This window comes from Sphingopyxis sp. BE235 (assembly GCF_031457175.1).
Lineage (GTDB): Bacteria > Pseudomonadota > Alphaproteobacteria > Sphingomonadales > Sphingomonadaceae > Sphingopyxis.
The window spans coordinates 60,393-84,192 of the sequence record NZ_JAVDWC010000005.1 but is presented as its reverse complement, the minus strand read 5'-3'; the positions used below and the strand labels follow the sequence as shown (position 1 = coordinate 84,192).

Below are 23,800 nucleotides of genomic sequence, written 5' to 3'. Positions count from 1 at the left end.
GCAAACTGCCCCGAAGCGGACATGCTCCTCGTCATGCCGGACTTGATCCGGCATCCATGAACTAAGCCGTCGTCTGGATCCCGGATCAAGTCCGGGATGACGAAGAGAAGGGCGATGGTTATGGTGTCCGATGTGGAGGGCCTATGACGAAGCACCGCATCTATTCGATCAGCGTCGCGAGCGTTTATCCGCATTATATCGCCAAGGCCGAGAAGAAGGGGCGCACCAAGGGAGAGGTCGACGAGATCTTCCGCTGGCTGACCGGATATGACCAGAAAGCGCTCGAGGCCGAGTTCGCCAAGGGGACGAATTTCGAGGATTTCTTTGGCGCGGCGCCGAAGCTGAACCCGGCGCGCGAGCTGATCACCGGGGTGATTTGCGGCGTCCGGGTCGAAAATATCGAAGAGCCGTTGATGAAGGAGATCCGCTATCTCGACAAGCTGATCGACGAACTCGCCCGGGGCAAGAAGATGGAGAAGATCTTGCGGAGCTGATCACGAACGATGACGTGATCGCGGTTTCTCCTGTCAATATTAACAATGTCAACATTTCTGTCGTTCAAATGCGATCGATGTTTACGTCGTCAACACTGGTGCGGAAATTGGCGTCGGCGCGGCGGTTGGAAGCGGCCGCGGCGCCGGCAGGATTGGCGTCAGTCCTTCGCCTTGACCTTGACCCACACATGAACCGTCGCGGCGAATTTGCCGGGTTCGGGTTTGCCCACGTCGATCCGCTCGGCGGTGACGAGTTCGCCGGTTGCGAGGTTGAAGCTGGCCCATGGTTTCGGCATGCGGCCGAAGGTCATTTTCTGGATCGGCTGGCCGGTGGCGGTGTTCATGATTGTTGCGGTGATACCCATGGCGGCCGGGTAGCGGCGGGGCGGCACCTCTGTCCAGAGCTGAAGTGGATGGTGGGTCTGGTTATGGCCGGTAGCTGACCTATCAATCATCGTCACCCCGGACTTGATCCGGGGTCCCGCTTGATGTCGAAGCCAGTCGTGCCTCAAAAAAGCGGGATCCCGGATCAAGTCCGGGATGACGAAGGAAAAGGAAGCAGCGACAGCTCACCACCCCAAAGCGGACATTCCTATGGCCATTCAGGCGGAAATTTCCCCTGTCGCCATTTCATCGGTCAGCCAGCCGCGGAATCGCAGCATCGCGTCGTTTTCGGGGCGCGACATCAGGCGGGTGAGCCAGTAGCGGCCGGCGTCGATCGTGACCGCGAAGGGCTGGACGAGTAGCTCGGCGGCGAGTTCGCGGGTGAACATTGCGGGGGGCGCGAGCGCGACGCCCTGACCTGCCGCCGCCGCGGTCGCCATCAAGGCCGAGCTGTCGAAGACGGGGCCCCGCAGCACGGGGACCGGAACGCCCGCGGCGGCGAACCAGAGCGCCCATTCGTCGGCGCGGTACGAGCGCAGCAGGCGTTCGTGGATCAGGTCGGCGGGGGTCTTGAGGCGCGCGGCGATCGTGGGGGCGCAGACCGGCGCCATCGGCGCGGCGAGCAAAGGCTCGGCATGCGTGCCGTGCCACGCGCCGTCGCCGAAGCGGATCGCATAGTCGAGCGCCTCACCCGCGAGATCGACGCGGTTGTTGTTCGTCGAGATGCGGAGGTCAATCGCGGGGTGCAGGCGCGCGAAGGCGTCGAGGCGCGGGAGCAGCCAGCCGGTCGCGAAGGTGCCAACGACGCCGACCTTGAGCGCCTCACGGAAGCGGCCGCCCGCATATTGGTCGAGCGTCGCGGCGACGCGGTCGAAGGCATCGGCGACGACGGGGACGAGCGCATGCCCTTCGTCGGTGAGCGCGAGGCCGCGCGGCAGGCGGTGGAAGAGGCGCGTGCCGAGACGGCGTTCGAGCTGCGCGACCTGATGGCTGACCGCGCCCTGGCTGACGCAGAGTTCGATCGCGGCGCGGGTGAAGTTGAGGTGGCGCGCCGCGGCCTCGAAGGCGCGGAGGGCGTTGAGGGGGAGTTGGGCGCGGTCCATTGGGCTTCCTGTATTGTGATATGGCCTGCCTCGTCATCCCGGACTTGATCCGGGATCCATGGCCCGACGGCGGCGCGAGTGGACCCCGGATCAAGTCCGGGGTGACGAAAGCTTTGGGAGAAATGTATGAAAAATTCTCATGGCTTTGTCGAGAAATCATGCTTTGTGGGCGGCGCCCGAGCGCGGCATCCCGGCGGGGAAGGGAGACAGATATGATCGCGATGATGACAATTGCCGCCTGGCTTGCGGGTGTGAGCCATGTGCCGTTGCCGCTCGTCCAGGAGGCGAAGGCGCAGATGGTGGCGGGCGGGGTGGCGCCGGGCGCGGACGACCCGTTGACGCGGCCGATTGCGGCCTCGCGGGCGGCCGAATGGCTGGCGCCCGCCAGACCTGAGAAGATTTTCGGGGCGAGTTATCTCGTCGGCTTCGGCGGGCTGAGCGTCGCGCTGATCGATACCGGCGACGGGCTGGTGCTGGTCGACGGCGCGCTGCCGCAGGCGGCGCCCGCGATCCTCGCCAATGTCCGCGCGCTGGGGTTCGACCCCAAAGACATCAAATATATTCTGAGCACCGAACCGCATTTCGATCACGCCGGCGGAATCGCCGCGCTGGCGCGCGACACCGGCGCGACGGTGGTTGCGAGCGCGCGCGGCGCCGAGGGGCTGCGGTCGGGCAAACATGCGGCGGACGACCCGCAGCTCGCCTATGGCGGGAGCTGGCCCGCCGTGACGCGGCTGCGGGTCGTCAAGGACGGCGAGGTGCTGAAGCTGGGCAAGGCCGCGATCACGGCGGTGGCGACGCCGGGGCACACGATGGGGAGCATGAGCTGGAGCTGGCGGGCGTGCGAAGCGAAGGCGTGCAAGACGATCGTCTTTGCATCGAGCCTCAACCCGGTGTCGGCCGACGACTATCGTTATACTGCGCCGGCGAGCGCGCCGATCGTGAAGGCGTTCGAAGCGAGTCATCGCAAGATGGACGCGCTCGCATGCGATATCCTGATTTCCGCGCACCCCGACAATGCGGGGAGCGGACGATATAATGACCAGCCTGGTGCGTGCCGCGCTTACGCCGAGCGGTCGCGCAAGGCGCTGGCAGCGCGTCTCGCGAAGGAAGCGGCCGGATCCTGACCCGCCTGCCGCTACTCTAGTCAGGGGAGCGGCGGCTCCGCCTGGAACGGATCATAGCGGGCCGGGTCATAGGCACCGAAACGCACGGCGCCTTCGGTTTCGCTCCATCCTTTCGACAGCGCGACCGCGACCTCGCCGTCGTCGTCGAGGAGAGCGCGGTGCACGGCGGCGCAGGGCACCGATGCCTGGTCGCGACAGACCAGCGGCCCCGGCGGGAGCGGATCGGATCGCCAGATCTGAAGAAGTGTTGCGGCGGTGCCGGGATCGTCGGCCTGCAGCTGGCGCCAGGGGCCTTCGGCGAGCGCCGCGACGTCGGTGCGGCCGGCAAGCAGCTCAGCCAGGGCGGCTTCGTGGGTGCCCGCATGGCGCCGCGTCGCAAAAGCCGGGGCGCGACCGGTGCTTCGCAGCGCGGCCGCCTGAACCAGTGCGCCGGACGTCGAGCCCGGCAGCACTTCGGTGTAGCGCAAGTCGCCGGCGCGCGCACCGAGGGCGTCGAGCGACGCGAGGCCACTGTCGCGGCGCACGAGCAGGACGCCCCGATAGCGATCGAGCACGGCCGGAGGCGTGGAAAGGACGGCGATCGGCCGGACATCCGGGCAGGAGCGAGCCTCGACGAATGCGCCGAGATTGGTCATCGCAATGTCGATCTCGCCGCGGCAGAGCGCCTTCGCCAGCGCTTCGGGCGTGTCGAGCAAGCGGACCTCGGTCGGCCGCCCGGACGCGCGTTCGACGAGTGCGGCAAGCGGCGCGAGCGCAACCGACCGGTCGTAGCGCGGATAATGATAGGTGCCGACGCGCAGCGCCGGTGGCGTTTCAACCGGCGATGCCCACGCCGCGAGAAGAGTTAGAATCATGACTGCGCGATGGACGGGACGGTCGCCGAAGCAAAGGATTCTACGACGAACGACATGTCGGCGCGACTAGCGATCCATCACCAGACAGGCCTGACCGCTCTTGCGCACGCTCGCGCAGAAGCTCTCGGCTTCGCCCTTGTTCGCGAAGCCGCCGGCCTGGAGGCGGGTGAGCTTGCCGCTCTTAACCAGATAGGGCGTGCGGCCGGCGAAGGCGGGATTTTTCTTTTCGAGCGCGGTCCAGAGATTGCGGGCGTTCGCCTCGACGCCGAAAGCGCCGAGCTGCGCGCGCCAGGGGCTCGCGGTGCCGTTGTGGACGCGGACCGGCGCCGGAGTGGCTGCGGCGGTGGCGACGGGGGCGGCCTTGACGGGTGCGGGCTTGACCGGCGCGGGTTTGGGTTCGGCGGGCTTGGGCGCGGGCTTTGCCGGTTCGGGCTTCGGCGGGAGTTTGCCGCTTTCGGGCGGCGCGGCGTAGGTCGTGCCCGGCTGGCCGGTGGCGGCGACGGCGTTGGCGGTTGCTTCGGCGGCGGCGGCTGCGGCGGCGCTCGCCACGGGCGATGAGGCCACCGCGACACTGCGGATCGGTTCGGGTTTGGGCTGCGGTGCCGGCGTGGGCTTGGCGGCGGGCGGCGTGTCGATCACCGGCGGCGGTGTGTAGCGGGTGCCGGGGGTCGAGGCGGGCAGGCTCGCGACCTTCACCGGCGAGGCCGCCGGCACGGGTTTGGGCGCGGGCGGCGCAGCGGCGTTGACCGCGGCGAGGCGCGCCTGCTGTTCGCCGCGCTCGATTTCGGGGATCAGCGCGAGGCCGCGCTGGCGCTGGTCGAGCGGGATCAGATTGTCGAGCTGCGCGAGGCGCGCCGAAGCGATGCCGAGCCCGGCGTCGCTCGCGCGCTTGGTCAGCGCATAGGCGCGCGGCCAGTCCTCTGCGGCGAGGTCGCCGTTGAAGTGCGCGGTGCCGAGAACATATTGCGCGCGCGGTTCGCCGCGCGCGGCCGAATTGATGATGAAGGGCATCGCCTCTGCGCGGCGGTTCGCGGTGAAGAGCACGAGGCCGAGATTATCCTCCGCCTGCAAATGCCCCTGCTTGGCGGCGCGGCGATACCAGGCCTCCGCCTGCACGAGATCGGCGGGAACACCGCGGCCGAGCTTATAGGCTTGCCCCAGATTGAATTGCGCATCGGCGTCGCCGGCGAGGGCGAGCGGGCGCCATTCGGCAACGGCGGCCGCATAATTGCCCGCCTGCCAGGCATCGACGCCGTCCTTGACGTCGGCATAAGCGGGTGCCGCGAGCATCGATGCCGCGATCAGCGGCAGAGCCAGCGAAAGGGCGGTGCGGAAAGAACGCATCTTATTCTCCAATGACTTGCGCCGCATGAGGCCGGCTGCAGTCCCCGGGGTCTTTATAGCGCCAATTGGCTAACACGGCGTTAGCGACAAAAGCGCCCACGCCAAACTTGATCCGTTCTGGTACAAGTTCGTCTTAGGAGAGTGTTTACCATATTCGCGAGGAAGTCGTTCACCCTCTTTTTATCATCGTTAACCCAATTTTAGCGCCCCGCATGGCATCCCTTCGCCGAATTCTGGATTTCCGAGGGGGTAAACGCAGTGCGCGTATTGGCATTGGCTTCACAGAAAGGCGGGTCGGGAAAGACCACGCTGTCGGGGCACCTCGCGGTGCAGGCGCAGCTTGCGGGCGCCGGCCCCGTCGTTCTGATCGACATCGATCCGCAGGGCTCGCTCGCCGACTGGTGGAACGAGCGCGAAACCGACCTTCCGGCCTTTGCGCAAACGACCGTTGCGCGGCTGGCTTCCGACCTCGAAATCCTGCGCCAGCAGGGCTTTAAGCTGGCGGTCATCGATACGCCGCCGGCGATCACCATGGCGATCCAGAGCGTGATTTCGGTCGCCGAACTGATCGTCGTCCCGACCCGGCCGAGCCCGCATGACCTGCGTGCCGTCGGCGCCACCGTCGACCTGTGCGAACGCGCCGGCAAGCCGCTGGTGTTCGTCGTCAACGGCGCGACGCCGAAAGCGAAGATCACCAGCGAAGCCGCGGTCGCGCTGTCGCAGCACGGCACCGTCGCCCCGATCACGCTGCACCACCGCACCGATTATGCCGCGTCGATGATCGACGGCCGCACGGTGATGGAAGTCGATCCCAACGGACGCTCGGCCGACGAGATCCGCCAGCTGTGGACCTATATGAACGACCGCCTCGAAAAGAATTTCCGCAGGACCGTATTTGCCGCGCCGCTGCCCACACAGGGCAATTATGGCGCGGTTCGCCCGATGGGTGGTGGCTTTGGCCGCCGCATCGCTGGCCAGTGACGGGGAGTACGGGAATCATGGGCGAACCAAAACCTCTCGCATCGCTGAGCGCTGGCCTCCTTGCCCGCAAGGGTGGAGCGCGTCCCGCCATGCGCCGCCAGCCGCTCGGTAGCGGCCCCGCACCCCTCAACCCCGGCGGTTACGACGACCTCGGCTGGAACGACATGGGTTATGATGTCGATCCCGACCAGTCGGCCGAACCCGCGCGGATGCTCGACCTGAAGCCGCTGCTCACCGGATCGGTGCTGGCGCATAATGTCGAGGCCGAACATGCGGTCGACGAGAGCGTCGGTCACGAGCTGACGCCCGAATTTTCGGCCGAATATACCGGCGAACCGGTCGGGCTCAGCGAGGATTATGGCGTCGACCAGTTCGAAGCCGAAGCCCCCGAGGTTCCCGAAGTCGTCCGCCAGCAGGAATCGCTGATCGAGCGCGTCGCCGCGGTGGCGCGCAAGGTCGAGGCGCGTCCGGCGCCGGCGCCGAAGAAAGAAAAGGCACCGCGCGCGCTCCGTGCCCGCGAAAAGGCCGCCTTCACGCTGCGCCTCGATGCCGAGCGCCATTTGCGCCTGCGCCTCGCGAGTGCGGTGACGAACCGGTCTTCGCAGGTGATCCTGACCGACCTGCTCGACGAATATCTGGCTTCGCTGCCCGAAATCGACGCGATGGCGAGCCGCCTGCCGGCGACGCGCCCGGTGCGCGGACAGCGCTGAAGAGAAAAGAGGGGGACCTGTCATGAACCGCAAGATGCTGATGAACCTGGCCGTTTCGGGATTTGTCCTGAGCGTGGCCACCGGATGCAGCGGCATGGGCAAGATGGCCGACGCGCCGTCGCGCGCCGCCGGCAAGCCCGCGATCGCCGCCAAATCGGCGAGCGAGGCGCGCGTCGCGCTCGAAGCCGGGAAAGCCAGCAAGGCGGTCGGCCTGGCCGAAGCCGCGGTTGCGGGCAGCCCGCGCGATGCAAATTATCGCGCGCTGCTGGGACAGGCGTACCTCAATGACGGGCGCTTTGCGTCGGCGACCGCGGCGCTGACCGAGGCGATCGAACTCGGCGCGAGCGACGGCAATACGGTGCTTTCGCTGGCGCTCGCGCAAATCGCGCAGGGCAAGGGCAGGGAAGCCGTGACGCTGCTGACCGAGCATCGCGCGGTGGTGCCGGCGTCGGACCTCGGGCTGGCGCTCGCGCTCGCCGGCGATAATGAAGGCGCGATCTATGTGCTGAGCGAAGCCGCGCGCGCCGAAGGCGCCGGGGCACGGACGCGGCAGAATCTGGCGCTGGCGTTCGCGCTGTCGGGCCGCTGGGCACAGGCGCGCATCCTCGCTTCGCAGGACCTGTCGATCGCCAAGCTCGAAGGGCGGATGGCCGAATGGTCGAAGCTGGCCGAACAGCCCGATGCGCAGATGCGCGTCGCGAGCCTGATCGGGACGAAGGCGCGGCAGGATGCCGGCATGCCGGTCCAGCTCGCGCTCAGCAATTTTGGTGACACGCAAATGGCCGCAGCCGAGCCCGCAACTCAGCTCGCGAGCGCCGATCCGGCGCCGGTCGCCGATTATGCGCCGCCGCCGCCCGTCCTTGCGGATGCGAGCAGCGCGATCCGCAGCGTCGAACTGCCGATGCCCCAGCGCAACGCCGATGGCGTCGTGCCGGTGACCGAATTGCCGCAGCCGAAACCGGCGGGCGAGGTGATCCTTGCCGACGCCGCGCCCTATCGCGCCGCACCGCGCGCCCAAGGCGAAGGGCGCATCCGCCCGGCGCAGCAGCAGGCGCTCGAGCTGGCGACGGTGCTGATCCCGAAGGCAATGGGTTTCGACGCGAAGAAGCCGAGCGGCTGGGCGGTTCAGCTGGGCGCCTATGACAGCCTCGGCATTGCCAAGGAAAAATGGGGCACGCTGAAAAAGCGGAGCGCCATGCTGGCGAATTTCCCGGCGTCGAGCCATGCCGCGAATGTGAAGGGGCGCACCTTCTATCGCCTGACGGTCAATGGCCTCGCGACGCGCGCCGATGCGACGAGCCTGTGCAACGAGTTGAAGGCGCACGGTCAGACCTGTTTCATCCGCGCGATGGGCGGCGGCGAGACGATCCAGTGGGCGTCGAAGGCCAGCACGATGCGGCTCGCTTCGCGCTAAAAGACTTTACCCGGATAAGGGGGAGGGGCGTGGCCGCGAGGCCGCGCCTCTTTTGTTTGGGGGTGTCCGGGTCCGACCGGTTGCGGACTCCAACACTCTCGTCACCCCGGACTTGATCCGGGGTCCCGCTTGAGGTCGGAGCCAGCCGATGCCTCAAAAAGCGGGATCCCGGATCAAGTCCGGGGTGACGAAGGGTAAGGAAACAACGTCCGCTCACCACCCCAAAGCAGACCTAACGGATGCGCAGTCCGCCCTTCCACATCATCGTCGCGCGGCCTTGCACGGGCATGCCGTCGAAAGGGGTGTTGCCGGCCCAGGCGGCCATTTTCTTGGCGTCGACCTGCCAGGGCGTACCCTCGTCGACGAGGATGAGGTCGGCTTCCTTGCCCACCGCGAGTGTCCCGGCGTTGACGCCGAGCAGGCAGGCGGGGGTGCCCGCGAGCAGTTCGAACAGGCGGCCGGGCGAGATATGTCCGTCGCGGACGAGGCCGAGGCCGAGCGCGAGCAAAGTTTCGGCGCCGGCCATGCCGGGCAAGGCTTCGGCGAAGGGCAGGCGCTTGTCCTCGGGGCCGCGCGGGTCGTGGCCCGAGGCGAGGATGTCGATCGTGCCGTCGGCGATCGCGGCGAGGCACGCGTGGCGGTCATCCTCCGAGCGGAGCGGTGGCGACAGGCGTGCAAAGGTGCGGAAGTCGCCGATCGCGGTGTCCGAAAGCAGCAGGTGCGCGGGGGTGATGCCGCAGAGGACGGGCAGCCCTTTCGCCTTGGCGGCGCGGATCAGGTCCAGCCCGCGCGCGGTGGTGACCTGGCGGAAATGGACGGGCGCGCCGGTTTCCTCGACGAGTGCGAGATCGCGGGCGATCGCGATCGCCTCGGCGATGGCGGGGGCGGAGGCGAGGCCGAGGCGCGTCGCCATCTCGCCGTCGGTTGCGACCGCGCCGGCCGTCAGTCCCTCATCCTCGGCATGGATGATCGTGACGAGGCCGAGCGAGGCGGCGTAAGTGAGGACGCGGCGCATCACGCCGCTGTCGGCGATGCGCGCGCGGCCGGTGGCGATGGCGCGCGCGCCTGCCTGTTTCATCAGGCCGATTTCGGCGAGTTCGGTGCCCGCGAGTCCTTTTGTGGCGGCGGCGAGCGGGTGGACCCAGAGGTCGGGCTTGCCGCCTTTCGCTGCCCGCTCGACGAGCCCGGCGCCGTCGAGCGGGCCGTTGTCGGGCATCAGCGCGGCGCGCGTGATGCCGCCGAAGTGGAAGGCGGGCTTGTCGGTCGCAAAGACGCCGAGGTCGATGATGCCGGGGGCGAGCCACTGGCCCTTGGCGTCGATCGTCTCGGTGCCTTCGGGGATTTCGGCCGGATCGAGCGCGGCGATGCGGCCATCGACGACGAGCAGGCTGCCCGCGCGCGGCGCGTCGCCGTCGATCAACTGCGCGTTCGCGATATGGAGGGGCTTCAGTTCCATCCGGCGACTCCCCGCTTGCGGCGCGTCAGGATGTCGAGGCAGGCCATGCGCACCGCGACCCCCATTTCGACCTGCTCGGTGATCGTCGAGCGGACCGGATCGTCGGCGACATTGCTGTCGATTTCGACCCCGCGGTTCATCGGGCCGGGGTGCATGACGATCGCATCGGGCTTGGCTTTCTCGAGGCGTTTTTCGGTGAGGCCGTAGAGCGCGTGATATTCGCGTGCGCTGGGCAGGTAAGCGCCGTCCATGCGCTCGTTCTGGAGGCGGAGCATCATCACGACGTCGGCGTCCCTGATGCCCTCGTCCATGTCGGTGAAGGTCGTCACATGCATGCGGTCGATCGCGGGCGGGGTGAGCGTCGGCGGCGCGACGACGCGCACTTCGTTGCCGAGCAGCGTGAGCGCGAGGATATTCGAGCGCGCGACGCGGCTGTGGAGGACGTCGCCGCAGATGGCGATGGTGAGCCCCTCGACGCGGCCGAGGCGGCGGCGGATCGTGAGCGCGTCGAGCAACGCCTGCGTCGGATGCTCGTGGCGGCCGTCGCCCGCGTTGAGCACGGGGCAGTCGACCTTGTCGGCGATGAGCTGGACCGCGCCCGAGCTGCCGTGACGGATCACCATCGCGTCGGCGCGCATCGCGTTCAGCGTCATCGCGGTGTCGATCAGCGTCTCGCCCTTTTTCACGCTCGACTGCGCGGCGTGCATGTTGACGACGTCGGCGCCGAGGCGCTTGCCCGCGATTTCGAACGACAGCAAAGTGCGCGTCGAGTTTTCGAAAAAGGCGTTGATGATCGTGAGGCCCGCGAGCCGGTCGTCGTGCTTGGCGGCGCCCGAGCGGTTGAGGTCGACCCATTGCTCGGCGGCGTCGAGGACGTAGGAAATCTCCCACGGGGTGAGCTGGGCGATGCCGATCAGGTGGCGATGGCGAAAGGCATCGCCACCGGGCGGATAGTCGCTGGCGGGTCGGATTGTTGAGCTTGTCATTAAAGCCGAGCGTCTACGCAGGCGGGGCGATTCTGGCAAGTATGATCCTCCCTGTCGCGCAGCGATGGGGAGGTGGCAGCGCGGAGCGCTGACGGAGGGGCGATAGCGCGACGTAGCGGCCCCTCCACCACCGCCTACGGCGGCGGTCCCCCCTCCCCATGGCTTCGCCATAGGGGGGATCAGGCGATCAGCGGATCAAGAAACCCGAGCGCCCACAGCAAAAGAACCACGAGTTCGAGGAACAGGATCGCGATCATCCGCGCCGCGAACGGCTGTTTGCGCGTCTTGTGGCGGATGAGGCGCGACGCGGCGAAGGTGCCGGCGGCGCCGCCGAGCAGCGACCAGCCGAGCAGGGTGCTTTCGGAAATGCGGCGCGCGCCGCCTTCGGCGAATTTCTTGTCGAGGATCATCAGCGCGAACGCGATCAGGTTTGCCGCGATCAGCCAGGCGACGAGATAGCTGGTCAACCCCGCGTCATCGCGTCGATGGCGCCTTGCAGGATGAACGCCGCGGCGGCGCTGTCGACGCGTTCGGCGCGTTTGGCGCGGCTGACGTCGGCGGCGATCATCGCGCGCTCGACCGCGGCGGTCGACCAGCGTTCGTCCCAGAGCAACAGGGGGAGGGCGAGGGGCGCGAGGTTGCGCGCGAAAGCGCGGGTGCTTTGGGTGCGCGGGCTGTCGGTGCCGTCCATGTTGAGCGGCAGGCCGACGACGAGGCCGACGATGTTGTGATGTGCGATCAGGGCTTTCAGCGTTTCAAGATCGACCGAGAATTTCTTGCGGATGATCGTCTTGTCGGGGGTCGCGAAGCTCCAGTTCACATCGCAGAAGGCGACGCCGATCGTCTTGGTGCCGACGTCGAGGCCCATGATGCGGCCGCCGTTCGGGAAGTGGGCGGCGAAATCGGGGGCGGCGGTGGTGATCATGCGACCATCCCTAGCCGTTCGTGTCGAGCGAAGTCGAGACACCGTGAAGGCATGCCCTGCCGATGGGCATCTCGACTTGGCTCGATGCGAACGGATTAAAAAGCGGGACCCCGGATCAAGTCCGGGGTGACGAAGGCGGGGTAGTGGGTGACGAGGGTGGGGAAGCGGGCGTGGCCGGAGGAGGCGTCGGCGCCGCTGGGGGCGGCACGGGCGACGGCTTGCCCTCGTAGGTCGCGAGGCGGCGGAGGGCGTCGGCGCGGACGTTCGCCCAGAAGAGGGTGATGTCGTAGACGTGATAATTGTTGCCGGGGAGCACATAGCCCGCGACGACGTAATTTTTCGCGATGTCGGCGTCGCCGATCATCAGGAAACCGCGCGTGTCGTCGCATTTTGCGCCGATCTTGCCCGCGATCAGCGACCCGCTCTTGAAGCCTTCGGTCGGCTTGAGCGTGCCGATATTCGCCTCGGGCGGGGCTTCGGTGTCGGGGATGCCGGTGAGCGGGTTGGTGCAGAGCATTCGCGTTTCGGCGCGCGGGCGGCCGTCGAAACCGATCGTGCCGTCATAGGCGCCGGTGACCATCGCGGGATCGGCGGGCTCGGCGAAACTCGCCCAGCCGATGATGCAGCCCTTTTGTTCGGGGGTCTGGCACGCGGGCAGGCCGAGCCCGGCGATGTCGGTGTCGAGGCTGACCGGCCAGCCGATGACGTACGCCGCCACGATGCGTTTCGCGAGCGGGGTGCCCGCGATTTTCGTGCGGAGCAAAGTCGTGAGGTGGAGCGCGCCCTGGCTGTGGCCCGCGAGGATGATCGGCTTGTTCTTCGGCTGCGCGGCGAGGAAGGCGTCGAACGCCTCCTCGACGTCGCGATAGGCCGAATCGATCGCTTTGCCCGCGGTGACGCGGTCCTGCGCGAGGAAGGCGCCAAGCGTCGCCTGACGGTAGCGCGGGGCCCAGATTTCGCCCGCGTCGGCAAAGGCGCTCGCCATGCCCTGCACGAAGAGGTTCGCGCGGTGGTCGGAATCGCGGTCCTCGAGCGGCGCGTTCCAGCTCGAGCGGCTGTAATAGCTCGTTGGGTGGACGAAGAAGATCGCGGCGTCGCCCTTCGGCGTCGCGGCTTCGGTTGTGGTCGGGGCGGCGTTGGCGGGCGGGATGATCTGGCCTGCCTGCGCTGCGGCGTCTTCGGTGCCGGGGGTCTCGCTGCCGTCGGCGGCGGGGCGCCACGCCGACGGGTCCTTTTCCATCCCCGGGCGCGCGAACCACATTTTCGGGTCGTCATAAGCGTTCGGCGCGACCGCTGCCTGCGGCTTGAATTCGGTGCTGGGGACGAAGGCGGTGCGCGCGATCCAGCCCGGGAAGAGCTGGTACACGACCCCGGCGGCGACGATCAGCAGGATGACGGCGGCAATGATGTAGAGAAATTTGCGGGCCAAATGGGATTCCATACGGTCGGGAGAGATGAATTCGGGCTTCTCTAGCGGCTCCGGTGCCCGGCTACAAATAACTCGTCATGCGGAATTCGGATCCGTAAACAGGTTCAGGAAGATGGTTTTACGCGAAAGGCTTTGACGCATGACCGAAGCGACCGCACCCGCCGCCCCCGATTCGCCCCTCCGTCCGCTCCACGTTTCGGCACGCCTCGACGAGAATGATCTGCCGTGGCCGCTGCGCCCGTGGATCATGGCGGCGATCTGCGCGCTCGCCGGGCTCGGCTTTTACCTGTTGATCGATCATCATTATGACGACGCGCTGTCGCACTGGCGCAGCGCGCTGGCGACGGGCGTTGCCGTCGCGGCGGTCGTGTTCGTGCTGGGGGTCGAGCTGCGTCGCTGGCAGTGGGCGCTGGGTTTCGCGGTTCTTTGGGGCGTCATCCTCGGACTGATCGCGTGGCAGACCGCGGCGTATAATATTCAGGGCAATCCGGTCGAATGGCCGTTCTGGTCGGGGATACTCGCGGTGCTCGTCGCGACGCCGCTGTTCCAGACGCGGCGCGATGTCGCGCCCGACTGGCGGTTCTGGAAGCTGTGGCAGATGCCGTATGAGCGGCTCCATAGCCATGCGTGGACCGATGCGGTGATCGGCGCGGCGTCGCTGGCCTTCGTCGGCATCACCTTTCTGCTGACCGTCTTGATCGGGCAGATGTTCAAGCTGATCGGGATCAGCCTGATCTTCGACCTGCTCAACGACGAATGGTTCGGCTGGATGCTTGCGGGCGCGGCGTTTGGCGGCGCGGTGGGCCTGCTGCGCGAGCGCGACAGGCTGGTTGCGACATTGCAGCGGCTGGTGATGATGGTGCTCGCGGTGCTGGCGCCGGTGCTGGCGGTTGCTTTGGTGCTGTTCCTGCTGTCGCTTGCGGGGACGGGGCTGCAAAAGCTCTGGGATTCGGGCTTTTCGACCGCGGCGGTGATGATGGCGGCGGCGGCGTTCGCGGTGCTGCTCGCCAATGCGGTGATCGGCAATGGCAGCGACGACCGTGCGACGAGCCCGGTGCTGCGCTGGGCGGCGCCGGTGCTCGTTGTTGCGGTGCTGCCGCTGGCGGGGATCGCCTATTACTCGATGCATTTGCGCGTGATCCAATATGGCTGGACCCCCGAGCGCATCTGGGGGGTGATCGCGGCGGTCATCGCGCTGGCTTACGGGATTGCGGGCGTGTGGGCGGTGGTGAAGGGGCGGCGCGATTTCGACGACTGGCTGCGGCCGCTGCAACAGAAGCTCGCGATCGGGCTGGCGCTGCTTGCGTTGCTCCTTGCGCTGCCGATCCTCGATTTCGGGGCGATTTCGACGCGCGATCAGCTGGCGCGGCTGAAATCGGGTGCGACACCGACCGAGAAATTCGACTGGGCGGCGCTGGCGTTCGATTTCGGGCCGAGCGGCCGCGCGGCGCTGCGGGATATTGCGAAGTCGGCCGACAAGACGAAGGCGGGCCTCGCGAGCTGGGCGCTGAAGGCCCAGGACCGTTGGGCGCTCCACCGCGACGGCGAGGCGATGACGGCGCGCGATGCCGCCTTTGGCGCGCGCAAGATCGAAGAGAAAGTGCGTGTTCTGCCCGCGAGCCGGCCGCTGCCTGCCGAACTTTATGCGTTGCTCGACCAGCGGAGCTTCTGCCGCACGGCGCCCTGTATCGTGCAATGGGTCGGCGACAGCCGCGTCGCGGTCGTTTCGCAAGGCGGCATGCTGACGCACTTCGCGATCGACCCCACGACGAAGAAGTGGAGCGACTATTATGAGGGAAGCGATCCAGCCGAACAGAAACGACGCGAATTGACCGTCGACGATATGGAACGGGGCGGGGTCGAAGTGCGCGCGGTGACGCGCCGCCAGATTTTTGTGAACGGCAAGCCGGTGGGCGGCGATTTCGAGTGATTTAATCCTCCCTGTCGCGCAGTGATGGGGAGGTGGCAGCGCGAAGCGCTGACGGCTGCCCCTCCACCACCGCCTTCGGCGGCGGTCCCCCTCCCCACGGCTTCGCCACAGGGAGGATCAGGATGGTTGAAGCGATCCGGCTGGGATGCTAGCGGCGCGGCTTCGTTAAAGTTAGGGCGATCATGTCAATCGATCAGGCAACAGTCAGGAAAATAGCGTCGCTGGCGCGCATCGCGATCAGCGATGCCGAAGCCGCCGCGATGGAAGGCGAATTGAACGGCATCTTGGGCTGGGTCGAGCAACTCGGCGAGGTCGATGTGACCGGGGTCGAGCCGATGACCGCGGTGATCCCGAACCATCTGCGGCTGCGCGACGATGTTGTCGATGCCGATCCGCTGACCGGCGGCGGCCGCCGTGACGATGTGCTGGCGAATGCGCCGGCGCCGCAGCACGGCTTTTTCGGTGTTCCCAAGGTGATCGAATAATGACCGATCTTACGAATCTTACCGTCGCGCAGATCCGCGACGGCCACCGCGCGGGCGATTTCAGCGCCGTCGAAGTGGCGGAGGCGTTCAACGCCAATGTCGCGGGTGCGAAGGCGCTCAACGCGTTTATCGTCGAGACGCCCGAGCATGCGCTCGCGGCGGCGAAGGCGGCCGATGCCGACCGTGCTGCCGGAACGCTGAAGCCCTTGTCGGGCGTGCCGATCGGGATGAAAGACCTGTTCGCGACGAACGGCGTCCAGACGACCGCGGCGAGCCACATGCTCGAAGGCTTTGTCCCGCGTTATGAATCGACCGTCTCGGCGAAGCTGTGGGACGCGGGTTGCGGCATGCTCGGCAAGCTCAATCTCGACCAGTTCGCGATGGGGTCGTCGAACGAGACGAGCTATTTCGGTAACGTCATCAGCCCGTGGAAGCGCAACGACGGCGGCAATGCCGCGCTCGCGCCGGGCGGTTCGTCGGGCGGCAGCTCGTCGGCGATCGCGGCGCGGCTGTGCCCCGCGGCGACGGGGACCGACACCGGCGGTTCGATCCGCCAGCCCGCGGCGTTTGTGGGGATTTCGGGGATCAAGCCGACCTATGGCCGCTGCTCGCGCTGGGGCATCGTGGCGTTCGCGAGCTCGCTCGATCAGGCGGGGCCGATGGCGCGCGACGTCAAGGATTGCGCGATCATGCTCGAGAATATGGCGGGCTTCGATCCGAAGGACGCGACGAGCCTGAACATGGCGGTTCCCAATTGGGAAGCGGCTTTGTCGAGCGATCTCAAGGGCAAGACGGTCGGTATTCCCAAGGAATATCGACTGGAAGGCATCGATCCCGACATCGACGCGATGTGGGATGCGGGGATCGCGATGCTGAAGGATGCGGGCGCGGACGTGGTCGAGATCAGCCTGCCGCACACCAAATATGCGCTGCCGGCCTATTATATCATCGCGCCCGCCGAGGCGTCGTCGAACCTCGCGCGCTATGACGGCGTGCGTTATGGTTTGCGCGACCTGCCGCAGGGTGCGGGGTTGCAGGACATGTACGCCGCGACGCGCGCCGATGGGTTCGGGCCCGAGGTCAAGCGGCGCATCATGATCGGCACCTATGTGCTGTCGGCGGGCTTTTACGACGCCTATTATACGCAGGCGCAGAAGGTGCGGACGCTGATCGCGCGCGATTTCGAGGCGGCGTTTGCAAGCTGCGACGTGATCCTAGCGCCGACCGCGCCGTCGGCGGCGTTCGGGCTGGGCGAAAAGATGGCGGACCCGCTGGCGATGTACCTCAACGACGTGTTCGCGGTGCCCGCGAGCCTCGCGGGGCTGCCCGCGATGTCGGTCCCTGCGGCGCTGAACCGCGAAGGGCTGCCGCTGGGGCTGCAGATCATCGGCAAGGCATTCGACGAGCAGGGCGTGCTGAACGCCGGGCTGGCTATTGAAGAGCGGGCGGGCTTTACGGCGCGCGCCGAGAAGTGGTGGTAACTCACGTCGCCCCAGCGAAAGCTGGGGCCGCTGGCGGCGCAACAGGACGTTAGCGATCCCAGCTTTCGCTGGGATGACGAAATTAGCGAGCGATCCCAGCTTTCGCTGGGATGACGAGGAAAAAACATGTCTGACTATCGCATCAAGGGCGAAACCGGCGAGTGGGAGGTCGTGATCGGCCTCGAGGTCCATGCGCAGGTCACCTCCAACGCCAAGCTGTTCTCGGGCGCCGCGACGGCGTTCGGGGCCGAGCCGAACACGCAGGTGTCGCTGGTCGACGCCGCGATGCCGGGCATGCTGCCGGTGCCGAACCGCGAGTGCATTCGCCAGGCAGTGCGCACGGGCATGGCGATCGAGGCGCAGATCAACAAATGGTCGCGGTTCGACCGCAAGAATTATTTCTATGCCGATTTGCCGCAGGGTTACCAGATTTCGCAGCTTTATCATCCGCTTGTCGGCGAAGGTTCGCTGACGATCGCAGCCGATGAGAAGGCGGGGATTCCGACCGACAAGGCGATCGGGGTCGAGCGCATCCATGTCGAGCAGGACGCCGGCAAGCTGATGCACGACCAGCATCCAACGATGTCGTATGTCGACCTCAACCGCAGCGGCGTCGCGCTGATGGAGATCGTCTCGCGCCCCGACATGCGCTCGCCCGCCGAGGCCGGCGCCTATGTCCGCAAGCTGCGCTCGATCCTGCGCTACGTCGGCTCGTGCGACGGCAATATGGAAGAGGGCTCGATGCGCGCCGACGTCAACGTGTCGGTTCGCAAGCCGGGCGACGAATTCGGCACGCGCACCGAGACGAAGAACGTCAATTCGGTGCGCTTCGTGATGGCGGTGATCGAGGGCGAGGCGAAGCGCCAGGTCGAGCTGATCGAAAGCGGCGGCACCGTGGTGCAGGAAACGCGGCTGTACGATCCCGACCGCAACGAGACGCGCTCGATGCGGTCGAAGGAAGATGCACACGACTATCGCTACTTCCCCGATCCCGACCTGCTGCCGCTCGAACTCGACGATGCGTTTCTGGCCGAGTGCCGCGATAGCCTGCCCGAACTGCCCGACGCCAAGCGCGCGCGCTATCTGGCGGCGGGGATTTCGCCGTATAACGCCGATGTTCTGACTGCCGAGGTCGAGGCGGCGCGCTGGTTCGATACGTTGCTCGATGCGGGCGCCAAGCCCGTTGCGGCGGCGAACTGGGTGACGAGCGAATTGTTCGGCGCGCTCAACCGCATGGGCCGCGACATTTCGGACTCGCCGGTATCGCCCGCGCACGCCGCCGAGTTGCTCGGCCTGGTCGCCGACGGCACGATTTCGGGGACGATCGCGAAGCAGGTGTTCGAAAAGATGCTCGAAAGCGGCGACGCCGCGGGCGTGATCGTCGAGCGCGACGGGCTGAAGCAGACGAGCGACACCGGCGCGATCGAAGCCGAGATCGCCAAGATCCTGACCGCCAATGCCGACAAGGTCGAGCAGTATAAGGGCGGCAAGGAAGCTTTGTTCGGCTTCTTCGTCGGGCAGACGATGAAGGCGATGCAGGGCAAGGCGAACCCGCAGGTGGTCAACGAGCTGCTGAAGAAGGCGCTCGGCTGAGAATAAGTGATCGGATTCACAGCGAATTCAGCTACTTCTGTGTCATAGGCATTGCAATCGGTGCCTATGTGACGAAGGATGTGAAGATGAAGCGGATTCTGGTTTCGTTTTATAGTGTGCTCGCACTGGGCGGCGCGGCGAACGCGGCGCCCGCGCCCGCGCCCGCGGTGAACAACGGTTATGACTGGGCGATGCGCGTCAACGACGAGGAACGCGCGCAGAGCGCGATCCTCGCCTATGAGGTTGACGGCACCGATGACCAGCCGCTGAACTTCACCTGCGAGGAGGGCGGCGACCGCGTCTTTGCGGGGATTTCGGGCGGGGCTCTCAATCTGACCGCGATCGAACTCGAAGCGGGCGGCCAGCGCGTGCGGCTAACCGGCACGACCGAGGTCGACGACATGCCGACCTTTACCGCGCAGGAAATGCCGGCGACCTCGCCGCTGTTCCGCGCCTTCGCGGCGAACGGCTGGCTGCGGATGACCGCAGACGGCGCCACGGTCGATATGGCAGCAACGCCGGGCGGCAAGCAGGCAATCGCGCGCTTTGTCAAATTCTGCGCCGGCTGACGCGGCGCGGCGGATGCTGCGCGCGCTGTTGACGCTGTGGTTGTTGCTCGCCTGCGCGACCCTTGCGCGGGCGGAAACGGTGGTTTTTACCGACGTCAATGTCGTGCCGATGGATCGCGAGCGCGTTATCGCGCACACGACGGTGATCGTCACCGACGGTGTGATTTCCAGCATCGGGATCAAGGCGAAGCTGCCCGCGGACACGCCGGTGGTGGACGGCAAGGGGGCGTGGCTGGTGCCCGGCCTCGCCGACATGCACAATCATGTAACGAGCCGCGACGATCTGGCGCTGCTGCTCGCCAATGGCGTCACGACGATGCTCAACATGGGCGAGGCGACGAACGCGTTCGCCGGGCGGACGCGGATCGCGGTGAACAAGGGCGAGGTGCCGGGGCCGCAGATCTTCACCGCCTTTGTCGTCGATGGCGACCCGCAATATGGACATTTCGTGGTGCGCAGGCCTGAGGACGCGCGTGCGATCGTGCGGCTGGCGAAGGCCAACGGCTACAGCTTCATGAAGGTTTACACCAATTTGTCGGCCGAGGCTTTCGCGGCGCTCGCCGACGAAGCCAGAGCGCAGGGAGTCGGGGTCGTCGGGCATAATGTGAAGGCGGTCGGGCTTGCGAAACAGCTCGCGGCGGGGCAGTCGATGGTCGCGCATGTCGAGGAATTCTTCTACGGCTTCTTCCCCGAACCGCCCGAAGCCGACCCGAACGCGCCGCCCGCCGACGCGTGGATGGCCGAGGCGATCGCGCTGGTAAAGGCGCATGATGCGTTCGTCACATCGGACCTGTTCAACTATCGCACCATCGCGGCGCAATTCGGCAAGCCCGAGGTGGTGAAAGCCTATCTGGCGGCGCCCGAGGCGCGCTATCTGTCGCCCGCCGACCGGCTGGCCTGGGCGGGGTCGGGCTATCAGAAGAAGGCGGTCGACCTGTCGCGGCGCGTGGCGTTCGAGGCGCGCTTCGTGAAGGCGATGGCCGACGCCGGGGTGCCGCTGATCGCGGGCGGCGACGCGCCGACGATCCCGGGGCAGGTGCCGGGATTCGCGCTGCACGAAGAGATTGACGCGATGCTGGCGGCGGGGCTGACGCCGTGGCAGGCGCTGTCGGCGGCGACGCGCACGCCGGGCGAATTCATCGCCAAGACGGTGCCGGGGGCGGCGAAGTTCGGCGTGATCGCGCCGGGCTATCGTGCCGACCTGTTGCTCGTCGCCGATAATCCGCTGGAAAAGCCCGCGACGCTGCGCGCGCCGCTCGGCGTGATGGCGGGCGGGCGCTGGTTCGACGCGGCGGCGCTGAAGGCGATGCTGGACGAGGTCGCGGCGAAGCGCGCGGCGCCTTAGAAGCGCCGCGTGCCGGCCGCCCAGTCGCCGCTGTCGCACTGGCCCGAGAAATTGGTGATCGCGTTGATCGTGATGCGGCCCGAGCGGCGATCGACCGTCAGTTTCGGCTTGTTGAGGCCGTTGATCCGGTAACTTGCGGTGATACGGTCGGGGGTGACGACCAGATTATCGAGGTCCCACCAGCCGTGATCGTCGCCGCTGTGTATCGGCGCGACGAGCTTTGGCCCCAGATGGATGCGGCCCTGATCGCCATAGAGTTCGATCTGGACGTCGCTGGTGAAACCCTGCGCACTATTGCCGACCTCGGTGCTCCATTCCCACTTATGGTTCCACGGATTCCATTTGTAGGTCGGCTTGCTGGTGACCGTCGGGCGGGTGCCCGCGCCATAGCAGACGAGAACAAGCGAATTCGGATCGCGATAGCCCGTTTCGGCGGGGCGATCATAGGCGTGTTGTTGCGGTGCATAGGCGTCGCGCGGCGGGCCGTTGTCGCAATTTTCGGCGGGCACCGCGATCAGCGCGCCATAGCGGCCATCGACGGTGGAGACCGAGAGGCAGCGGCCGAGGCGCTGATTCCACCAGAAGGTATAGCGTTGTTCGCCGACGGTGGTCGAATGGCGCGAGACATAGCCGCGTGCGAGCAATTGCGTCTCGCCGCTCGCCGCGCGCGCGCCGGCGAGGTCGGCGACATCGGGTGCCGACTGGGCGAAGGCCGGCGCGGGAAGCGCGGCGGTGACGAGGAGAAGCGCGAAATAGCGACGCATGACAAAGACCCCTGCTGCTGCCGGGGTAACCCCGCCATTGCAATGATATCGTGTCAGAAGTTCGCGCGCCAGACGCTGCGTCCCTCCTTGATCGTTTCGCGCACCTTGATCGACTTGATGTCATCGACCGGCGTGGTCAGCGGGTTCTTGTCGAGGATCACGAAATCGGCGAGCAGGCCCGCTTTGATGCGGCCCTTGCGGTCCTCTTCGAACGCCTGCCAGGCGGGGCCGGTGGTGAGCGCTTGTAGTGCCTCGTAAGCGTTCAGGCGCTCTTCGGGGCCGCTGACGACGCCGGTCGGCGAGACGCGCGCCATCGAGGTCCAGAGCATGAAGCGCGTGTCGAGCGGGGTGACGCTATAGTCGCTGTGGTTCGACGCGATGAGCCCCGCGGCGCGCGCCGAGCGGAAGGGGCTGATGAAATCGACCACTTCGGCGGGGAAGTTGGTGCGGTGGACGTCGGCCCAATACCAGGCGTGGTTCGAGAAATAGGCGGGGCCGACGCCGATGCGCTTGTAGGCCGCGAGCTGGTCGCGGCGCTGGAACTGCGAATGGATGACGATCGGGCGGCGGTTGTCGGCCGCCTTGATGCCGAGCGCGTCGAAGCCCTTGATCGCCATGTCGATCGCGGCGTCGCCATTGGCGTGGACGAAGAGCTGCCAGCCGCGGTCGTGGGCCTTGCGCGCCAGACCCTGAAATTCGGCGTCCGACATGCCGGGGTGACCGTGCCAGGGATGATCGCCGGCGGGGCTGCCGCGCGCATAGTCGCGCGTGAAATAGCCGGTGCGCGCCTGCACCGATCCGTCGAGGATGAACTTGATCCCCTGCAGCTTTACATGATCCTGATAGACGCCGAACTTGCGGTCGGGGCCGGCGAGCAGCGCGTCGAGCTCGGTGTAGATGGGGAGCAGTGCGAGATCGATCTTGAGCCGTTCGCGCGCCGCGGGGCTGGTAAGGAACGCGAGGTCGGCGCGCTGCGTCGCGCCGTCCTGCGCGTGGGTGTAGCCCTCGGCGAAATAGCGGTTCTGCGCCGCGTCGAGCGCCGCGAGCTTCTGCTCGGCGCTGGGCTGCGGCAGCTTGGCGAGGAGGATGAACATCGCCTTTTCGAGGAGGACGCCGTTCAGCTTGCCCCTGTCGTCGCGCAAGATCATCGCGCCGGGCGGAACGGGCGTGCTTTCGTCGATGCCCGCGGCGGCCAGCGCGGCGCTGTTCGCGACGGCGCCGTGCAGCGAAACGTGAAAGACGACGATCGGTCGGTCGCTGGCCACCGCGTCGAGTTCGGCGCGGGTGATATGCCGCTTTTCCGCGAGCGTTTCATGGTCATATTGCCAGACGACGACCCAGCCGCCCTTGGGGAGCGCGCGCGCGGCGATATGATCGCGGATCGCGGCTTGCAGGCCCGCGATGTCGGCGACCGGCGGCCCGCCGCCATCGCGCAGGTCGAGCCCGCCCGCCATCATCGTTGCAAGGGTGAAGTGCGAATGCGCGTCGATGAAGCCGGGGAGCAGCGTGGCGCCCTTGAGATCGCGGATCGCGGCGTCCTTGCCGGCGGCCTTGCGGGCCTGTTTTTCGGGGCCGGCGAAGGCGATGCGGTCGCCGCGCGTGACGACGGCCTCGACCGTTTGCGGCGTGTCGCCGTCCATCGTGACGATCGGGCCGCCGCGGTAAAGCGTGGTGTCCTGCGCGGTGGCGGGTGCAGTCGTTGCCAGGAGCAGCGCGATGGCGGCGGCGATGAATTTCATATTGTCTCTCCCCTGCGCCGTTTTGGCTGCCGGGGAGAGGGCCGGTCAAGTGGTTAGTAAGCTAAACTTCGTCATTCCCGCGAAGGCGGGAATCCCGCTAATGTAGCAAAAGCGGGATCCCCGCCTTCGCGGGGATGACGAAAGGATATGGGCGGGTCAAACCTGTTGCGGCGGCACTTCGTCCGGGCCGCGGCCGGGCTCGTCGATGTCGCCGCCGCCGGGGCTGCCGGGGATTTCGGTCGGCTGGCCGGCGGGGTCTTCTTGCGGGGTGGGCTGCACCGGCTGTTCGGGCGGCGCCTGCGGTTCGATCGTGTCGGGCTTCGGCTTGGGAAGCGGGTCGGGGTTGCTTGTCATTGTCACTCTCCTTGAGTTGACCAACGAACGGGCGCGTCCACCGTTCCGCCAGCGCGGAACGGGGGGCTTTGTGCCCCTTGCCCTCGGCCACGCGTCTGCTATAGCCCCGCGCGGCCCGCACGGGCGTGCGCGGCAGCGCGCGATTTCGTGCACCCGGCCGAAAACACCTGCGGGCGTGGCGGAATTGGTAGACGCGCTGGTTTTAGGTACCAGTATCGCAAGATGTGGGGGTTCGAGTCCCTTCGCCCGCACCAATCTGCAATGCAGGCCGGGATCATGGGGAACTCCGCCACTCTGGCGGGGTTCGATACGAGATTTTGAGCAAGGATAAGA

Annotated in this window: 23 protein-coding genes and 1 tRNA gene; 12 read left to right on the top strand and 12 right to left on the bottom strand. The window is 66.9% G+C overall.

Annotated elements, in window-relative coordinates; all coding sequences use genetic code 11:
- Positions 1 to 143 precede the first annotated feature (143 nt).
- Positions 144 to 494 (top strand): DUF2200 domain-containing protein, encoded by a 351-nt coding sequence (locus J2X38_RS18860; RefSeq protein WP_310256259.1) that lies wholly within the window; start codon positions 144 to 146, stop codon positions 492 to 494.
- Positions 495 to 652: 158 nt separating this feature from the next.
- Here J2X38_RS18860 and J2X38_RS18855 read toward each other — a convergent pair whose 3' ends face one another.
- On the bottom strand, positions 653 to 859 hold the full coding sequence (locus tag J2X38_RS18855) for a hypothetical protein (protein ID WP_037518897.1): 207 nt from the start codon (positions 857 to 859) through the stop codon (positions 653 to 655).
- Positions 860 to 1,096: 237 nt separating this feature from the next.
- A complete protein-coding gene (locus J2X38_RS18850) occupies positions 1,097 to 1,981 on the bottom strand; it encodes a LysR family transcriptional regulator (RefSeq protein WP_310256255.1) in 885 nt (294 codons plus the stop codon).
- A gap of 212 nt (positions 1,982 to 2,193) precedes the next feature.
- Between J2X38_RS18850 and bla the strand changes: the two genes are divergently transcribed.
- Positions 2,194 to 3,108, top strand: coding sequence for a subclass B3 metallo-beta-lactamase (bla, locus tag J2X38_RS18845; RefSeq protein ID WP_310256252.1), 915 nt, complete (start codon positions 2,194 to 2,196; stop codon positions 3,106 to 3,108).
- 20 nt (positions 3,109 to 3,128) lie between these two features.
- Here bla and J2X38_RS18840 read toward each other — a convergent pair whose 3' ends face one another.
- Positions 3,129 to 3,962 (bottom strand): PhnD/SsuA/transferrin family substrate-binding protein, encoded by an 834-nt coding sequence (locus tag J2X38_RS18840; protein WP_310256250.1) that lies wholly within the window; start codon positions 3,960 to 3,962, stop codon positions 3,129 to 3,131.
- Positions 3,963 to 4,028: 66 nt separating this feature from the next.
- Complete coding sequence (locus J2X38_RS18835) at positions 4,029 to 5,306, bottom strand: SPOR domain-containing protein (protein ID WP_310256248.1); 1,278 nt, start codon at positions 5,304 to 5,306, stop codon at positions 4,029 to 4,031.
- Positions 5,307 to 5,564: 258 nt separating this feature from the next.
- Between J2X38_RS18835 and J2X38_RS18830 the strand changes: the two genes are divergently transcribed.
- From J2X38_RS18830 to J2X38_RS18820, 3 genes are read left to right on the top strand one after another with little or no spacing between them, the layout of a single operon-like run.
- Positions 5,565 to 6,287 (top strand): ParA family protein, encoded by a 723-nt coding sequence (locus tag J2X38_RS18830; protein ID WP_037518907.1) that lies wholly within the window; start codon positions 5,565 to 5,567, stop codon positions 6,285 to 6,287.
- Positions 6,288 to 6,304: 17 nt separating this feature from the next.
- Positions 6,305 to 6,997 carry a hypothetical protein gene (locus tag J2X38_RS18825; RefSeq protein ID WP_310256246.1) on the top strand — a complete coding sequence of 231 codons (693 nt, stop codon included), beginning with the start codon at positions 6,305 to 6,307 and terminating at the stop codon, positions 6,995 to 6,997.
- A gap of 22 nt (positions 6,998 to 7,019) precedes the next feature.
- A complete protein-coding gene (locus J2X38_RS18820) occupies positions 7,020 to 8,411 on the top strand; it encodes an SPOR domain-containing protein (RefSeq protein ID WP_310256244.1) in 1,392 nt (463 codons plus the stop codon).
- Between the two features lie 232 nt (positions 8,412 to 8,643).
- Here J2X38_RS18820 and J2X38_RS18815 read toward each other — a convergent pair whose 3' ends face one another.
- The 5 genes from J2X38_RS18815 to J2X38_RS18795 form a co-directional block, all read right to left on the bottom strand.
- Entirely contained in the window at positions 8,644 to 9,867 is a 1,224-nt protein-coding gene (locus J2X38_RS18815) for a dihydroorotase (RefSeq protein ID WP_310256242.1), read from the bottom strand.
- A complete protein-coding gene (locus J2X38_RS18810) occupies positions 9,858 to 10,853 on the bottom strand; it encodes an aspartate carbamoyltransferase catalytic subunit (RefSeq protein ID WP_310256240.1) in 996 nt (331 codons plus the stop codon). The genes J2X38_RS18815 and J2X38_RS18810 overlap by 10 nt, the downstream gene beginning before the upstream one ends.
- 179 nt (positions 10,854 to 11,032) lie before the next feature.
- Positions 11,033 to 11,320, bottom strand: a complete 288-nt coding sequence (locus J2X38_RS18805) for a DUF1294 domain-containing protein (protein WP_310256239.1) — start codon at positions 11,318 to 11,320, stop codon at positions 11,033 to 11,035.
- Complete coding sequence (gene ruvX, locus J2X38_RS18800) at positions 11,317 to 11,778, bottom strand: Holliday junction resolvase RuvX (protein WP_058536178.1); 462 nt, start codon at positions 11,776 to 11,778, stop codon at positions 11,317 to 11,319. Before ruvX ends, J2X38_RS18805 begins: the two co-directional genes overlap by 4 nt.
- Before the next feature lie 115 nt (positions 11,779 to 11,893).
- Positions 11,894 to 13,207 carry a DUF3089 domain-containing protein gene (locus tag J2X38_RS18795; RefSeq protein WP_310256237.1) on the bottom strand — a complete coding sequence of 438 codons (1,314 nt, stop codon included), beginning with the start codon at positions 13,205 to 13,207 and terminating at the stop codon, positions 11,894 to 11,896.
- 139 nt (positions 13,208 to 13,346) lie between these two features.
- On the opposite strand from J2X38_RS18795, the gene J2X38_RS18790 reads away from it, so the two are divergent.
- The 6 genes from J2X38_RS18790 (at position 13,347) to J2X38_RS18765 (ending at position 20,610) form a co-directional block, all read left to right on the top strand.
- Complete coding sequence (locus J2X38_RS18790) at positions 13,347 to 15,137, top strand: DUF4153 domain-containing protein (protein WP_310256235.1); 1,791 nt, start codon at positions 13,347 to 13,349, stop codon at positions 15,135 to 15,137.
- A 182-nt stretch (positions 15,138 to 15,319) separates the two neighbouring features.
- Positions 15,320 to 15,622: an Asp-tRNA(Asn)/Glu-tRNA(Gln) amidotransferase subunit GatC gene (gatC, locus tag J2X38_RS18785; protein ID WP_037518935.1), complete on the top strand. Its 303-nt coding sequence runs from the start codon at positions 15,320 to 15,322 to the stop codon at positions 15,620 to 15,622.
- Positions 15,622 to 17,103: an Asp-tRNA(Asn)/Glu-tRNA(Gln) amidotransferase subunit GatA gene (gatA, locus tag J2X38_RS18780; RefSeq protein WP_310256232.1), complete on the top strand. Its 1,482-nt coding sequence runs from the start codon at positions 15,622 to 15,624 to the stop codon at positions 17,101 to 17,103. Before gatC ends, gatA begins: the two co-directional genes overlap by 1 nt.
- A gap of 126 nt (positions 17,104 to 17,229) precedes the next feature.
- Positions 17,230 to 18,696, top strand: coding sequence for an Asp-tRNA(Asn)/Glu-tRNA(Gln) amidotransferase subunit GatB (gatB, locus tag J2X38_RS18775; protein ID WP_310256230.1), 1,467 nt, complete (start codon positions 17,230 to 17,232; stop codon positions 18,694 to 18,696).
- 86 nt (positions 18,697 to 18,782) lie between these two features.
- Positions 18,783 to 19,265 (top strand): hypothetical protein, encoded by a 483-nt coding sequence (locus J2X38_RS18770; protein WP_310256228.1) that lies wholly within the window; start codon positions 18,783 to 18,785, stop codon positions 19,263 to 19,265.
- A gap of 13 nt (positions 19,266 to 19,278) precedes the next feature.
- Positions 19,279 to 20,610, top strand: a complete 1,332-nt coding sequence (locus tag J2X38_RS18765; RefSeq protein ID WP_310256226.1) for an amidohydrolase family protein — start codon at positions 19,279 to 19,281, stop codon at positions 20,608 to 20,610.
- Here J2X38_RS18765 and J2X38_RS18760 read toward each other — a convergent pair.
- The 3 genes from J2X38_RS18760 to J2X38_RS18750 form a co-directional block, all read right to left on the bottom strand.
- Complete coding sequence (locus tag J2X38_RS18760; RefSeq protein WP_310256224.1) at positions 20,607 to 21,374, bottom strand: hypothetical protein; 768 nt, start codon at positions 21,372 to 21,374, stop codon at positions 20,607 to 20,609. The genes J2X38_RS18765 and J2X38_RS18760 overlap by 4 nt on opposite strands.
- Before the next feature lie 53 nt (positions 21,375 to 21,427).
- On the bottom strand, positions 21,428 to 23,113 hold the full coding sequence (locus J2X38_RS18755) for an amidohydrolase (protein ID WP_310256222.1): 1,686 nt from the start codon (positions 23,111 to 23,113) through the stop codon (positions 21,428 to 21,430).
- A gap of 156 nt (positions 23,114 to 23,269) precedes the next feature.
- Positions 23,270 to 23,467, bottom strand: a complete 198-nt coding sequence (locus J2X38_RS18750; protein WP_310256220.1) for a hypothetical protein — start codon at positions 23,465 to 23,467, stop codon at positions 23,270 to 23,272.
- Positions 23,468 to 23,636: 169 nt separating this feature from the next.
- Between J2X38_RS18750 and J2X38_RS18745 the strand changes: the two genes are divergently transcribed.
- Positions 23,637 to 23,721 (top strand) — tRNA-Leu (locus J2X38_RS18745).
- Positions 23,722 to 23,800 lie beyond the last annotated feature (79 nt).